Origin of the sequence: Nostoc sp. JL23 (assembly GCF_017115065.1) — a bacterium.
GTDB lineage: Bacteria > Cyanobacteriota > Cyanobacteriia > Cyanobacteriales > Nostocaceae > Nostoc > Nostoc punctiforme_A.
The window spans coordinates 81,611-97,526 of record NZ_JABXKN010000036.1; the positions used below are offsets into that span (position 1 = coordinate 81,611).

A 15,916-nucleotide genomic window follows, 5' to 3' on the forward strand; every position below is an offset into this window, starting at 1 on the left:
GTATTGCAATCTTGTACCTAATATGCAGTTAACAAATATGTCTGTATTTTGGATGGTATGAAAAATTATTTTTTATATACTGATATGATGCTTAATTTTGTAACTTTCGTCAGATAATACTTTATAACCCAATACGCTTGGGTTAAGGGCTACTTGTACAAAATCGTGGGTTTTGAGACGCGATAAATCGCCGTCTCTACAAGTGTTTTGGTCTTATCTTAACTGTATTGCTTTATAGCCTTTCTCTTTAATTGCTTTTGCAATAATGATTGAGTACAGCTTCATTAACTTTTGCTGTGTAATGAAGCTGTAACAATCACAATAGGCAAACAAATTAACCTACAACACTGACAGAGAAAATAAAGTCATTTGCTGTAAGAGTATTTGATGTAATTCCTGTCAATGAAACTAACTCAGTATTTCCGATTTTCACGATAGTATTATTACCCTGTTGTAATAGTGTCAGGGCATTAAACTGAGTAACACCAATACCGCCAAGCCCGATTTTATCAATGCCAACTGTAAAATCAGTCACTATGTTCTTGCTAGTTGGCAGACTGGCGTTAGCAATCCAGAATTGATCGACACCAGTACCACCACTAAGGCGATCGCCACCCTGTTGACCAGCAAATAGGACATCATCACCAGCGCCACCAAACAGGGAATCATTGACATTAGAAAAGAGTTTGTCATCACCAGAACCACCATAAAGACGGTTATTGCTACCGCCACTTCTGATGCTGTCGTTACCTGAGCCACCGAATAATGCTTGACGAGAACCTTCAATTACTGTGAGATTATCATCACCTGCCGCCCCAAATAAATTATTGCTACCACTGGCTTCTACCACAGTAATAACATCATCACCACTGCCACCATCGGCACTGGTATTTTGAACCGAGCCATTTTGACCAATAAATATGCGATCGCTACCGTCTTCCCCAGAAACTGAAGAGTTATTCCCTGCAAGCACTGTGTCATCTCCATTTCCAGCCAGGATTGTGTTACCTTCAGCACCTTCTACAAAGTCTGCTCCATCACCTGCACTAAAGAATTGTCCTGGCTCAAGATTGACAGTATCGCTATTGCTAGAACCAAAACCGTTCGGAAAAGTAGGCTGTACAGTTGTCAGATTATTGGGTAATTCAAGAATGCCGAGTTTTTCCGCAGCCGTATTACCCGTAATGTTGAAGTCGTTGTCATTAATCAAGGCTAGAGTATTGGGTGCTACCAATGCTAGACCTTCTAATTTTTCCACTCCGGTGTAACCCAACTGAGCAGCATTAGCAATTAAACTCTTGCTGACAGGGTTAATATTGGCAGTAGCTAACTCCGCAGAGGTAAGTTGTTCAATAGTTTTACCAGCTGGCAAGGTAAAGTTAGCAGGATTGTTGACGTTGGTCGCCCCAGCTAAATCAATTTGGTAAATTAGTTTATTGCCAGCAGATGTACCATTGTCATCTCGTTCAACTACTGCAAATTTGCCGTTACCCAAGGAGACTGCATCGCCAATTTTATCAGTTCCCGGTAGACCTTCTAGGCGATATAAATACTCTCCTGTTACGTGCTTGCTGACAATATCAAACTCTAGAATTCGCAGGTTGAGAGAAGCTTTGGAAGTCCCATCATTGGCGACATCTGGATTATCAATTGGACTCTGAATAAAGGCATATAATTTATTACCTTCCAGTGCGACAGCTTCAAACCCCCGGTTATTGCGGCGTTGGGCATAAACTGCTGGCAAGACCTCAGTGCCAAAAGTTCCAGCTGATTGATCTGGGTTAGGTGCTGTGGCAGTTCCTTGAGGAATAAAGCGGTCAATCAGCTTACCGTTAGCATCAAAGTGGTAAATTGCCGGACGGTACTCATCCACCAACCAGTAATCTCCATTTTCCGCAATTACAATTCCTTCTAAGTCAGCACCCAAAGGATCGTTAGCTAAAACATTTTTGTCTAAGTCAACGGCAATTTCATCTGTGTAGGCTAAACCGTTTCCTACAGCTTGCAAGTTAGGCAATCCCGTTAATGGGGTCGTTCCATCTTGGCGGAATAGACCAGTTCTGTTGGTAACGGTGATTTCGCCTGTGGTGCGGTTGAGTTCAAAACTAACTATTTCTGGCTGGAAGTTGGGTAATAAAAATGGTCTTTTAACACCATCAGGTTCTCCATTGGGGCCACGGTCTGTATTGGTAACAAATTTCAGGTTGCCATTTGCTGCAAACCCTTGGAAATACAACCCAGAAAAACCACCTAAGAAAATATCTTGATTCTCAGAGGTTGTTCCTAACTTGGGTAAGTTTTCAAATTCATAGATAGTCAGCTTGGGTTGAGCAACAGGATTGCGAGGATCGTAACTAGTAGTGTCGATATTTAGAGAATTGGGGAAGGCATTGGCAATATTTTCCCAAGGTACCAGCTTGAAGTTAGAGCTGATGTTTTCTTCTTCGCCTTCATCACTAACTATTTTGGCAGGTTCATTAGAACCATCTTGAGTGACAAATAAACCAAATGGAAAGTTAGGCCCCAGTGGCACGTTAATGACATCAGCACCATCTGACTCTTGCACGCTGTCAATTGACCCATTGTTACCAATGGCAAAGTTACCTACGTATTCGTTATTACCTTCACGTGTGTAGGCAACAAAGGTGCTATCGCCTTGGCTGGATGCTAGTAAGTAGCCTGTGCCGTTTTTGCCGTAGTAGATAGTCAACCCTTCGGCATCATCGGTGAGGTGAGAACCACCCTCAAAACGAACGCGATCAATCAGCTTGCCTGTTGTGCCACCGTTTGGTTCTGCTTGGAATTTCCAGATGCCCACATCTTCTTGGGCTATGTAGAGAAAGCCGGTTTCTTGGTCTACCACCATACCCTCGGTTTGCGGAGAACGCCCTGCTGTGGTGGGCGAAGGGATGGTGAACTCCCGCACCAGTTCCGCGCCAATTTGGTTATTACCTTTGTCGATCAATTTGAATTGAGCTATGTCTCCAGTTTCTCGCCGACTGGTAAAGACATAGTAATCATTAGTTATGGGGCTACGGTATAAGGTAAGTCCGTAAGAACTGCGAGTTGATGGGGAATAGGGAGGTTCAAAAGGTGCTGCTTGGAAGATAGTAGCAATATTGCTATCGGTGATATCTTCCAAGTATTGTCCGGGGATGGTGGGGTTGGGGTTAATTTTGAAGATTGCTAGTTTGTCGTTGTTGCGATCGCTAGCGACAGCAATATCGACCGATTGATTGCCTAATTTAAACCCGTATTGCAGGTCAATATTGTTATAGCGAATGCCACCGGGGTTAACTGTTTGCAACAAATTACCAGACAAGTCATAAACCCGCAATCCAGCATTTTTGACTGAGGTTAATACTAGGCTATCAGCAGAGTTTGTGGCATTAACATAGATTGCAGGATCATCAGCATCGGCACGTTGATCTACTGGTAAGGTTTCATCGTCCAATAAATCGGGACGAGTTTCTACTGTGGGTGCAGCAGTTGGAACTAAGTCTGCATCCAAAGTGAGGATTTGGGTAAATTGGCTTTGATTGAAGTTGTTATCACTTACTAGCACAATCGACTGGCTACCATCTGCTAGTTTTGGGCCAAAAGTAATACCCTCAATGTTATCTGTACCGTTAGGCAAGTTTAAGTCATTTAAATTCAATAGCAGACGCTTTTGGGCAGGTTTAATAGCTGCTAGTTGTTCAGCACTCAAATTATTGAGAGAATCGTAGAAACTAATGTCAGTTGCACCTTGCAAAGAAACTTCGTAGATTTTGATGGTGTTGCCTACACCTTGTGCAAAAGAACGTTCTAAGGCCAGTAATGTGCCACGATTATCGATCGCAAGTAAATCTGTCAAGCCATTGTCAGCCGAGCCTGTGCTAGGGTTGGGTGCTTGGGCGATCGCATCGGTAATGTAAAGGTATTCTTTTTCTGGTTGTCCACTAAGCAGATTGTATTGCAGAATCCGGGAACGGCTGCTACTGGTGAGTGAAGCTTTTAATCCATCTTGGGACAGCGCGTTTTCAGTCGCAGTGAATAAGGTTTTCTGGTCGGGTGTAATGGTGAGGCTTTCAAAGGCTAAGTTATTGTAAACACCTGATGTCTGCGTATCATCTGCATAGAGAATACCGTTACTGTTGGTATCTTCAACTACTGGTAGGAATTTCCTGGGGACAAATAGCGATCTTATTTCTTGCCCTGTAGCTAGCGAAAACTCTTTAATAAAGGGATTGCTAACGCGACCAGCAGCAGGGTTAACTTCCCCCTCGGAAGAGATAAAGACTGTATCATTGTTAGTTAAAGCGATACCTTCTGGGTCAAGGCTATTGGTTGCAAAAAATTTGTCATTGGTATCTTTCAGGGTGGTGACATTAGTAAAATTCACCCCGGAATCGGTGGCGGTGAAGGTATAAAAACGGGCAGGGGCAACTTGGGAGCGATCGTCTGAGATTGCATAGTAGCGGTTGTTAACTGCATCGTAGGTGACACCGGATAGTCCACCCACTGGAGTTTGTACCCCATTCACAGTTCCCGCCGCACCAGCAGGAATAAAGCCTGTGGCAAAAGTACTTTGCTTCACCAAAGAAGCGTTGAATTGAGAAAAGCGAATTGTATTAGTAGTTACCATGTTTAATTCTGAGATAGATTCTAGATATGAGACTGCTTTGAAAATTGGGAATAGGGAACCGCAGAGGCGCAGAGTACACAGAGAAATCGGAGTTCGATTAAATCTGCGTTAAATAAAGACGAAACGAGTATCTGTTGCCAAATTTGTATTGCGGTTTAACCCGTTTTCTACAACAGCAATTAATTCCGTTCCATTGTTGGTGAAAATGCCTACAGCCGATCTAACTGACCCTAGTGAGTAATTGTTAGCAACTCCCTTAAGCTGAATCTGATCGCTTGCTTGAAAGTTGAGAATATCGGCATAATCATTGTTGCGAGAACTGGTATAAAAAGCTAAGGTGGCATCACCTAAAACGTAAGTATCTGCACCCTGATCGCTGTTGAGGAGGTCAATTTCGTTTGTGCCACCGCCCCAACCAATCAGGCGGTCATTGCCATTACCCCCAGAAAGTGCGTCATTGCCAATTCCACCTAAGATTGTGTCATTGCCATCGCCACCAAGGAGTACATCTATGCCTCCCTTGCCATCCAGGTAATCATTGCCTGCTCCACCGTCGATTAATTCACTGGTATTAGTGCCGATGACGCGATCGCTCCCTGCTAGAGCATTGACTATGTATCTGTTCAAACCAGTAAGTTCGCTGACAAAGATAATGTCGTTGCCAGATGTTGCCTTGTTATTGGCAACAGTCAAGTCAAAGATATCGCTAACATTACCGCCTTTACCATCAGCTGCGGTAACTGTGACTGCAAAAATACCGATTTGGGAGATAGTGCCGGATATCACACCTGTGTTGGCAACGATACTAGAACCAGTAGGTAAACCTGTTGCACTGTAAGTCAGGGTGTCGCCTCGATCTACGTCAGCAAATTTGTTACTGATATTGAAAGAAAAAGCTTTATTGGTAGAAATGATTTGGTCGTCAATTGGCTGTACTACCGTAGGAGCATTGTTTTTAGGGAGATTAAACCGAGCCACACTAGGGTCATGATCGCTATCCTGATCGGCAAACTCTGAGTTGATGTGAACTACATCATATCCATCCAGCTTGTTGAGCAAATTATTACTAACTAAAACGTGGTCAAGGGTTTGGGCGTTACCTTCAAAGTTGTAGGTGTAACGCTCATTTTGCGGCAGAGTTTCAATTAAGGAAGTCAGTCCAGCGCTTTTTAGGGTGTTGACGGGGTTGGAAAATTCAAAGTCATTTAAGTCACCCGCCATTACTACATTGGCTTTGGGGGCGATCGCTAAAATACTCTCAACAAAGTTTTTCACCAGGGTAGCTTGTTGCTGGCGCTGGGTTTCACTAGCGAGAGTTGGTGGTTGATTCGGCCCAAATAATGGTTGGTCGCCACCTTTAGAATTAAAGTGGTTGCCAATTACATAAACAGTTTCACCGTTGAAAGTAAATTCACCAACTAACGGCTTACGACTGCTAGTGAAAGCGGAGTTGGTGGGGTCGATTAAACCAGGACTATTAGAAACTGTAGGAACACCAGAGACATTAGTAACTGTGGTGCTGATCGTGGAAGTACTGCCAGAGCGATCTACAAAGTTGACACGATTAGGATTAAACAAAAAACCTACCCGGATATTTCCACCAGGTTCACCGCCGTTCGTATCGTCTACTGGGTTAATTTGGCGATATTGATACGTGGGGCCACCAGCAGCAGTAATTGTATCAATTAACTTTTGGAAGGTGGTGCTGGCATGAACGACGCTATCATTTGTTGCACCGTTATTGTCCTGAATTTCTTCGAGACTAATGATATCTGGTGATTTGAGATTATTAACAATGCGATTAGCCAGGTTGTTAAACTTGGTTTGATCGTCACCTGGATCGAGATTTTCAACATTGTAGGTAGCGATCGTCAGTTGGTTGGTGGTAGAAGTTAGGTTAGTGACTTCTTTTTGAATGTTACTGTTCTGTACTACTGTGGGAGCAGCCGATACTAGAACTTCATAGTTGTTAAAGCTGTAGTCAACGACACCAACAATATTACTAAGTTGCGTACCAACATTAACTTCAGGTAGCACTAAAGCATTGTTGAGATCGTCAATTTGAATCCGCTCAGGATTGAAGTCTGAAGCACTAATCAGGCTACCACCGCGAACCGTCCTACCTGTAGCATTTGCGCCATTGTCTGCTAATACCCAAATTTCCTCTGATGTGCCAAAGTTTGCAGTGGGTGAAGTAGTAATTGGGTTATTCACCTGTACCAGCATTCCTTCTAAGCTTTCATAGAAGTCGATGCCATCCTGGGCAGGATCGAAGGTGGTTGTTCCAGTTTCGATATTAGCGATCGTGTCGTTATCGATTACCGTTGTCGGGATTGTTCTGCCACCATTACCAAGGATTGTAGTAGTGGGTAGATCATTGCCACTAGAAACGGTAACAATTGTAGGAGTGGTAATTTGTGTTTTGGTTAAATTATTGGCATCGTTGCCAGAACGAAACTCTGTAACTGTTCCACTGACTAATACCGAATCGCCGACGGATACAGTTGGTGCTGATGAGGTGAAAACAAAAATGGCTTCAGAAGTGCTATCGTCGCTGTCTGGAGTAGGATCTTGCAAGTAAAAACCGTTACTTGCTTTAACCGTGACAATTCCCGCTACATTGCTGACAGTCTGATTTCTAAAGGATGAGATATGCCCCGTTCCCTGAATGTCGCTAATCCGAACAGATGGAGTTACTTCAAATACCGCAACAGTCTTGCTGACTTCGGCTGTAGTAACTAACAAAGGTTTGCCTGTGGGACTGTCAGCCGCCGAGACAAAGGTTAGCCCTTCGATCGCAACATTTTCAGGAGTGTTGATATATTGAACGAAACTTGGCTTGTTGGGATTTGTCACTTCGTAAACGATGACATCGCCAGTACGTTCTAAACCAATAAAAGCATAGGTGCGGTTATTGATGACTCCGATCGCCACGCCTTCGGGTTCAGGGCCTTTGTTATCGCTACGGGTGTCAAAGGTATCAGCCGCACCATCTGAGTTAAACAGAGTTGGTACTTTGGTTGCCGTAATTTGTTCAAATTGGTCGCCACTGTCGAATATCTGATTGCCGCTGGCATTCCAAATCGAAAAGGAACGTCCCCCAAATGCTTCGATGCGGTCAAAATCTCCGTCTCCGTCCGTGTCTCCTGTGGCATTTGTAACTGTCAACCGTCCCAGGTTGGTGTTTTGCTTTAAGGTAGCTGCATTGGGGAAAACTGTTGGATCTAAAACATATCCATTTGCGCCCACCCGGATTTCCTCGCTAAAACCAGTGTAGTCGCGGGAATCTCCTTCGTTAGCGGTAATGTAGTAAGTCTGTCCGTTGGCGGTGAAGCTAGCGATCGCATCGGGTTGATATAACCCAAACACTGGCCAATTCTGAATATTAATTTTACCACTACTGCTGGTTAGGTCGCGATCGCTAGCATCTAATCCGTTACCTGGAAGATTGTAATTCTTCGCACCCAGAGGCAAAATATTGGTGATGGTGGCGCTGGCAATATCCAGAATAGCGATCGCATTGTTTTCTTGCAAGGTAATCCGCGCAGTTTTGCCATCTGGAGATACAGCAATATACTCTGGTTCTAAGTCTTGTGCCACCGTCGAGCCGGGGCCAGTAATCCGCACACCTGCGGCTTTGAGTGTGGCAATCTGGCTATTGAAGCTCGTAAATGAGGCTTGGGCAACAGTTGCATTCGCTACGCCACCAGAGATATCAATAATACTGACTGAACCTTCAGGATCTACCAAATTTACTTGCCCGTAGCTGTTGGGTTCTCCCTCATTTGCTACTAATACCTTCGTGCCATCGGGCGTAAAGGTGAGCATATCGGGTAATGCACCCACCGCCACCGAGTTCAAGAATGTGCCGGCGGCATTGTAGAAACTCACCTGTCCTGTCTGTTGGGCGTTTGTGGTGGTGTTTTGGATGGCGTAGGCGACTGCGACAATACCATTTTTCACCGCAATACTATTGGGAATGGCTTGTGTCCCTGCGGGAGGCGTAAATCCTGTTGTCAAAGAACCAGCTAAGGCTAGCGTGCCTGTATTGCTGACATTATAAATTTCAACTGTGCTGCCAGCAACCACAAATAAGCGATCGCTTCCAGAATCAAAGGCGGATATTTCGGCTCCATTAGTACTGCTAAAGCCACCAACTTTCTGCAAAATGCTGGAGTTATTGTTGGTAATCGTAATATTTTGGGAAGTGGTGCTGCCCATAGACCAGCCATCTTCATCAGCATTGAAAGAGATAAAAGCAATATCGCCTTGTGTCAAAGCCATTAATAACGTCTCCTTCAATTTATTTTGTATTGTTTGAAATTCGCCTGAAAAGCTGATGTTAAATAATAATTTCCAAACATAATCTAGTCACATTGACAATCGCAATATCACTATCAAGAAAAACTATTTTGTAGTCAAAAAAGCTACGGCTTTTACTAGTATTAATCCATATTCAGCAACCTCAAGTTATCTCAGCAACATTAAGAAACTGCTAGCAAAAGGTTAAAAGAACAAATATTTGGTATTGAGTTGCTTTCAGAATATACAGTTGGATTTAAATCCCCGACATCTTGAAGAAGTCCGGGGGCAGCAATTTTACGCCCATAAAAAAAGGCGGACAAGATGTCCGCCCCACAATAAGTAGTTGGATATTTTTTATTTGAAATTCATTTTGTATTAAAAACCACTCTTGCTTACCGGAACTTACCAGGGCTGAGACGAACACCGTTAGGTTGAGACTGACGACGAATTGCTACTCCACTCCGCAAATTGTTTCCAGTACCGCCATCTTGACGATCGAGGAAAGGTTTCAGATTAATCCCACTTCTAGATGAACTAACCGGATTATTGCCACTGCCTAGAAGTGTGCGTCCTAAATTATATAATTCGTTGCCTCCACTACTGCGATCGCCATAAGTATTAACGGCTATAGTCTGTTGTCCACTGTCAGCAGTAGTCAAGTTCTGAAAAATGCTATTGCGGATAACGTAGGGGTCTTTTCCACGGGGGACTGTCAGCACAATTCTACAGGTTGGGTTAGTTTCAGTTGTAACGCAGACAATATTTTCGTTATTTTCTACTGCTGTCTGGAGTTCTTGTAAACCATCTGGGCGATAAAGTTCCAAACGACTAGCAATTGCTGTACAACGCCTTTGGGCGTCCCAACCACCACCTAAAGCCGCAGGTGCTGCCCAAGGAAAGAATTGTCCTGGTTGACTTTGGGGCTGATACATGACAGTGTACTGTCCATTATAAGTTTGACAGGTAAACCGAGTTGTACCGTCAGCTGAGGGTGAAGGTGGTACACCTGTCGATGTGTCTATTGGAACTGGTGCTGATGTACCACCTGATGGTACTGTTGGTACTACAACACCATCGCCAGTAGAATCATATTGCGCCATCGCTACGGAATTGCCCAGACACAAAGATAAGCCAAGACTACCCAAAGTTATAAATCGCAGCAGTTGTGATGACATAAATCATCCTCCAGGAGAAATAAGTAGGGAATTGATAGTTTAAATGACGAATAATTCTGGCTTTTGATTCAGCAAAAACTTATTTTTTTCTTTTTGTGCTTTTTTGTCGGCGAGTAGCTTTTTCACCAGCTTGAATTTCTGTATGATGCCCCACTCCTTGGTAAGCGTAACGGGTGCAGCACTTATTTGCTTGAACTGAGTCACTCAAATACTTGAAAATTTTATTTTTATCTGCTAAGGCAAATTATTTGGATCGATACCTTGAGATTGTAAATAGGCAATTAGCCGTTCTTTTTGTTGACGTTCCTGTTCGATTTGTTCCACTGCCCAAAGTAACAAATTACCTGCCTCATCCCACCAGCGCAACCAATAACCAGTTCTGGCTTCTTTTGTTCCTTGCCAAGTTCCCAGAAATAAACCCATTGAATCAATCCAATGACGGCCATTTTCATCAGGTTGCTTTAACTCGTAGCGTCTATTTTCGAGTTGGTAAAATTCTAACAAACCGCCATTTGGGTCAAAAATTACATAAATTGGGACTTGAAGAATCTGCTGGTAAAAAAACCATTTTCCTGGTGGATAAGTTCGCTTAAAAGAGTATTCTCCACCCTCAGTGTCAGATAGAAATTCCATCACAATTGCCGGAATATCTCCATCTAAATTGGGTGTATAGCTTTTGCGTTCTCCTAAAACCTGATTTACCGATGGCACATAAACCCAGTCGCGTGCTTTAGCAACAAATTGTCCGTTTACCGTCGCACAAAGTCCAAAATTTGAGGCTATCAACATCTGCGGTTGGATGAAACCACTTATCTCAAGGCTTTCGCGCAAAGCACCAGCCAATAGTGGCTGACCTGTATTTTCCACTGGTTCATCCTCTAGATGAAAATCTGCGGGCAATGCTTCCCAAGATATTACCAGTTCTGTTGAAGATTTAGCTTCACCGAGTTGGGTTGCCATAAACACCCCCTTTTATTGATTTGTCTTTATTTTATGGCTCACCAGTGGTTTGTTGTCAGGAGCAACGCTGTTATTTTAAAACGCAATATACGACTCGCACTTTGGAATACATAAAACACAAAAAACCCCGGCTAAATTAGCCGAGGTAAAGTCGAGAAGTGAGATTAACGATGAGATACAACGATACCGAAATTTAAAATCTTAGCTAACGCTAAAACCAACTAAAACTAAAGCGGTGACAATTAAAGTTGCAAAAAGACTCTGTAAAACGTATTTACGTTGTTCCCAAATTGCCGGGTACTCAGCGTAGTACATTTTAGGTTCTGCTGCGTAGTTGTTGAGAATGCCGTCTTCGTTAGTGGTGGTGTACATAGTTTTTTCTTTTTTTTGTTTATTTATGTAAATAAATATAATATTTCTGTTACAAATCGTCAACAGGACTTGACAAAAAAAGACTGATGGTAAATATAAAAATGACTTATCAGTATACTAAGTAAATAAACAAAATTAATTACACAATGTCATTGCGAATGCAGCGTACCCCTACGGGGAAGTAAGCTACGCGGTAGCGTCTCCAAGAGTTGCGAAATGTTCGCTCGCAATGACTGTAATTAATTCTGTACGCTTACTTACTACCGTTTAAGATACATAAAACACAAAAAACCCCGGCGAAACTAGCCGAGGTGACAGAGAGAAGTATGAATGACAATGAGATACAGCGATACCGAAATTTAAAAATCTTAGCTAACGCTAAAACTAACCAAAACTAAAGCGGTGACAATTAAAGTTGCAAAAAGACTCTGTAAAACGTATTTACGTTGTTCCCAAATTGCCGGGTACTCAGCGTAGTACATCTTGGGTTCTGCTGCGTAGTTGTTGAGAATGCCGTCTTCGTTAGTGGTGGTATACATAGTTTTCTTTTTTTGTTTTGTTATCTTATGTAACTAAATATAACAGTTTTGTTACAAACTGTCAAGAGGGCTTGACAAAAAAAGACTAATAGCTTTGATAAAATTGATTAATCAGCGATCGCAGATTCTGGCGAAGCGGTTCCTCTAGACAGAGCAAAAATGGCGATCGTATTGTAATGACAGGTAAAAAATGGTGAATTAGAAAATAGAACTGATATGTTAAATCGTGTTCTATATATGAAAAAAGAGAGTACCAAAATGTTTGAGAGTTTGAGCTAAAACTAAAAAGATTAGGTGAAAAAGGTTGATTCCCCTGTCCAACATCTAACTGGCTATTATTGGTGATAAGCTTGGCTTTGGATATATTTGGTTTAACAACATAATGAAAATTATTAATTTTCAGACTATTTATATTGCACAAACCTCTGAACCATCGCCATCCCCAATTCTCAAAAGGAAACAGGACGGAGTAAACCTACTAGGTGCGAGTTGGGTTCCTTTCTGGCAAACCATAGTCTGGTTAGTATTTTGGGTTTTTATAATCAGATATATTAATAAAAATTTTAGCGAACAAATTAGTAGCTTATTTAATGCTTTTATCGCAAGAATCCAAGATGGTTCTCCAGTTAAATTCGGAAATTTTGTGGAGTTAGATGCTCCACTAGCGATCAAAAATGCACAGGTAAGGACTGCAACTTCGGAAGGTGTGAGTGGTATAACTATCCCTGAAGATATTAATGAAAAAGTTCTGAATTATCAAAAACACTCTACAGTAATTGATGAGAGTGTCTATTTAATTCATACATCTGAGGTGATTGCACCCAAAACTTTAGACAAACGTGGACTTTACCGGGTTAAGGTTTGGCTAGAAGCTTATTCAGAAGTTGATTTTAATAATTGTATTCGCGTTACCTATCGCTTACATAACTCTTTTAAAAAGCAAATTATTGCTACTGAGTCACATAATAATCAGTTTGAACTATGGCTGAATATTTGGGGAGAGTTCACGGTAATTGCATACGTTGAACGAAAAAATCAAGAAGCGTTATGGCTGACTCGCTATCTCGATCTACCAGGACGCCCACCAGAGTAATTAACACACCCTAATAACTATTAGAGAATTTATTTTTTATAATTCCTTAAATATCTAACCCCACTACCATTAAGTCAGGTGGATGTTCAAGATTAAACTGATAATATATCTCTCGTCGCTCTTGTGGTGGAAGACTTAACAGCCATTCTAAAATTCCCATTTCACCGAGTTGAATTTGTGGGTTGCTGCGACTGAGGCGTACTTTAATTTGCTCGTTGCGGCTAACTGGCAATTGTTCAGTTAATTTTAGATTTACTTCTTTCTCTAGTAAGTTAGTAACAATCAACCGATAACTATAAGTAATCCGGCGCTGGTTGCTAATTAATCTTTTATCTACCAGGCGCTCAACTAAGTCGCGCTCAATTTTTAAACCTTCGTCAATTCCTAAGTTCAGTTTAAACTCTTGCCCTGGTGCAATATTTTCTAACTGAGTTGTCCCAATAAAAACGTTATCGCGGAAAATATTCGCTTTACCTGGTAACAAAGTCGCACCGTGGGGATTATTTTTCACATTCGCTTGTAGATAAGCAAAGCTTACCAAGCGCGGCATTGCTACATAATCGAAGCTACAAGGATAATCATCATTGAAAATTGTAGTTTTATGAGGTGCGCCATCGCTGGGAATGTTACCACCGCCATTCAATTTAAAGGTAACTACACTACCTTCTTTGGATACTTCTGCTGTAACGGTTTCTGCTGGGATAAGACTATCCTCTGCAACTTCTTCTTGTTCTTGCCAATCAGATCTGGCAGCAGAAGCAGGCGGTTCTGGTATGCTAGGCAGCAGTGGTGGCTGGGCAGCTAATCGAGATCGTCGTAACATTTGGGGACGTGGCGCATCAATATACCAAGGTTCAAGTTTAGGTGGAAGTGTACCTAGTCCTGGTTTAGCGGTAGAAAGGGTGAGATTTGCGCCAATCCAATCTTCGCCAGTGCTTTGAGTGATTTCTGCAAGGTAGCTCAGATGCACAATATCGCTGGTAGTGCTAAAGCGCAAGTCATAAAGCGGATTCCAGCTAGCACGATTTACTATGTAGGATACCTCTAATTCAAATTCGCCTTCACCCGCTACTTCAACGGCTACAACTAAGCTAAAACTCTCTTTGGGATGGGGCGTTTGGATTATTTGCAATGAGCTGTAGAGTGCTTGCAGTTGTTTGTCTAATTCCTGCTGTTGGGTTTTGCACTCTCCAGATGCGATCGCATATTCACTATACTGGCTTCCGAGAAAGTTGAGGAAATCCAATGTTTCGCTGAGGCTGAGATTTTTTCGAGACAAACTCTGTGAAAAGGGTTCTTCTGTTTTTTCACGTAAGCCGGCAATAAAACTAGACTGCAATGCTAAAGCATCTACCTGAGCTTGTAGGTGGCGTTTTTCTGCTTCTAATTGCTGAATCTGCCTTGTCAAATGTGCTACTCGCTCCGCTATAGGTTCAGTAGTGTAGATGCGATCGCTACTAACTCCCACCAAGCGCACCCCTACCGTACCTGTACCACTAACTCTGACAGACTCAGTTTCTAGAGTTATGGGCACTGGGGTAATTACTAATTCCTGTTCAATTCCTGTTAAATAAACTACACCTCGTCGTGTAACCAATGCTCTGTCAGAATACACGGTAACAGCTACAATCTCGCTTTGTACTGTTTTGCGCCAAGACGGTAGTTCCGGGTTAACCACTGCCAGTTTTCCCCCATTTTTAATGATGCTGCTGGTTAATTGTCAATGTTTCCCAGTCTAACAGTCAACCCCTTTAGGGAATTCGTAATTCATAATTACGAATTACGAATTACGAATTACGAATTCTCTTACCCGTGAATTGGTTCAAGGGTACTAGAAGCAGTATCAGAATTTTGGTCGACAAAATTCTTTGCCGCAGCTAGTAGATACTCATAATAGGCACGAGCGACGATAGATATCTGTTTGCCAGATGGATAAACCATGTACCAATGTCGCTGAATCGGGAAGTGTTGTACATCTAAAATGCTAAACTCTGAAGTGTCTGACAGTAAGGTATGACGAGATAAAACAGAAATACCTAAACCACCTGCGATCGCTTGTTTAATTGCTTCGTTACTGCCCAATTCTAACTTGACTTTTACCGTCACACCTTGTTCTTCAAAGAGCTTTTGGACGGCGCGACGAGTTCCTGAACCTGGTTCCCGCATAATAAAAGGTTCGTTAGACAGGCGTTGTATAGGAATATTTTTTTCTTTAGATAACGGATGATTAGTCGGTGCAAAGACTATCAAAGGGTTTTCTAAAAATGGTTCACAAGTCACATCGATATTGTCTGGAATTTGACTCATAATATATAAGTCATCCAGATTCTGACTCATCCGTTCCAAAATTTGTTCGTGATTTGTTACTTGTAGCGAGATATCAATCCCTGGATAAAGTTCGCAAAACGGCCCTAATAAACGTGGGATAAAATATTTTGCTGTTGTAATCACTGCCAAACATAATTGGCCCTGTTTTAGCCCTTTTAAATCTGCCACCTTCATTTCATACTGGGCTATATTGTGAAAAATCTGCCGACAAGTGGCAAATAATTCCCGTCCGGCTTCTGTCAGATACAACCGCTTCCCCACTTGCTCAAATAATGGCAATCCTACCGATTTTGTTAGTTGCTTGATCTGCATAGAAACGGTAGGTTGGGTGAGAAACAATTCCTCAGCAGCACGAGTAAAGCTACTGTGCCGTGCCGCCGCCTCGAACACCTTTAACTGGTGCAGCGTCGCTTGGTTCAAGGGTGATTCTCCTATATATAGCGATTAATAGATATAAAACTAGTATTGCTGAACACTGGCAAATGATATAGTGATGCTCACAGAAAGTTACCAGTTT

The 15,916-nt window shown here is 42.3% G+C and carries 10 protein-coding genes; 1 reads left to right on the forward strand and 9 read right to left on the reverse strand.

Going from position 1 to position 15,916, the window contains the following annotated elements; genetic code table 11:
- Positions 1 to 334 precede the first annotated feature (334 nt).
- The 7 genes from HWQ42_RS06690 to HWQ42_RS06720 all read right to left on the reverse strand — a co-directional run bounded on the left by HWQ42_RS06690 (position 335) and on the right by HWQ42_RS06720 (position 11,978).
- Positions 335 to 4,579, reverse strand: coding sequence for a phytase (locus tag HWQ42_RS06690; protein WP_292810654.1), 4,245 nt, complete (start codon positions 4,577 to 4,579; stop codon positions 335 to 337).
- Positions 4,580 to 4,735: 156 nt separating this feature from the next.
- Positions 4,736 to 8,911 (reverse strand): choice-of-anchor I family protein, encoded by a 4,176-nt coding sequence (locus tag HWQ42_RS06695; RefSeq protein ID WP_292810394.1) that lies wholly within the window; start codon positions 8,909 to 8,911, stop codon positions 4,736 to 4,738.
- A gap of 413 nt (positions 8,912 to 9,324) precedes the next feature.
- A complete protein-coding gene (locus HWQ42_RS06700) occupies positions 9,325 to 10,107 on the reverse strand; it encodes a COP23 domain-containing protein (protein ID WP_292810396.1) in 783 nt (260 codons plus the stop codon).
- Positions 10,108 to 10,146: 39 nt separating this feature from the next.
- Positions 10,147 to 10,311, reverse strand: coding sequence for a hypothetical protein (locus HWQ42_RS06705; protein WP_292810398.1), 165 nt, complete (start codon positions 10,309 to 10,311; stop codon positions 10,147 to 10,149).
- A 30-nt stretch (positions 10,312 to 10,341) separates the two neighbouring features.
- A complete protein-coding gene (locus HWQ42_RS06710) occupies positions 10,342 to 11,067 on the reverse strand; it encodes a Uma2 family endonuclease (protein WP_292810400.1) in 726 nt (241 codons plus the stop codon).
- Between the two features lie 201 nt (positions 11,068 to 11,268).
- Positions 11,269 to 11,439 (reverse strand): ssl1498 family light-harvesting-like protein, encoded by a 171-nt coding sequence (locus tag HWQ42_RS06715; RefSeq protein ID WP_292736552.1) that lies wholly within the window; start codon positions 11,437 to 11,439, stop codon positions 11,269 to 11,271.
- Positions 11,440 to 11,807: 368 nt separating this feature from the next.
- Positions 11,808 to 11,978: a ssl1498 family light-harvesting-like protein gene (locus HWQ42_RS06720; protein ID WP_292736553.1), complete on the reverse strand. Its 171-nt coding sequence runs from the start codon at positions 11,976 to 11,978 to the stop codon at positions 11,808 to 11,810.
- Between the two features lie 382 nt (positions 11,979 to 12,360).
- Here HWQ42_RS06720 and HWQ42_RS06725 point away from each other — a divergent pair, with 382 nt between their 5' ends.
- On the forward strand, positions 12,361 to 13,071 hold the full coding sequence (locus HWQ42_RS06725) for a pYEATS domain-containing protein (protein ID WP_292810402.1): 711 nt from the start codon (positions 12,361 to 12,363) through the stop codon (positions 13,069 to 13,071).
- 46 nt (positions 13,072 to 13,117) lie between these two features.
- Here HWQ42_RS06725 and HWQ42_RS06730 read toward each other — a convergent pair whose 3' ends face one another.
- A complete protein-coding gene (locus HWQ42_RS06730; protein ID WP_292810404.1) occupies positions 13,118 to 14,749 on the reverse strand; it encodes a mucoidy inhibitor MuiA family protein in 1,632 nt (543 codons plus the stop codon).
- A 128-nt stretch (positions 14,750 to 14,877) separates the two neighbouring features.
- Positions 14,878 to 15,819, reverse strand: a complete 942-nt coding sequence (locus HWQ42_RS06735; protein WP_292810406.1) for a LysR family transcriptional regulator — start codon at positions 15,817 to 15,819, stop codon at positions 14,878 to 14,880.
- Between the last annotated feature and the right edge of the window lie 97 nt (positions 15,820 to 15,916).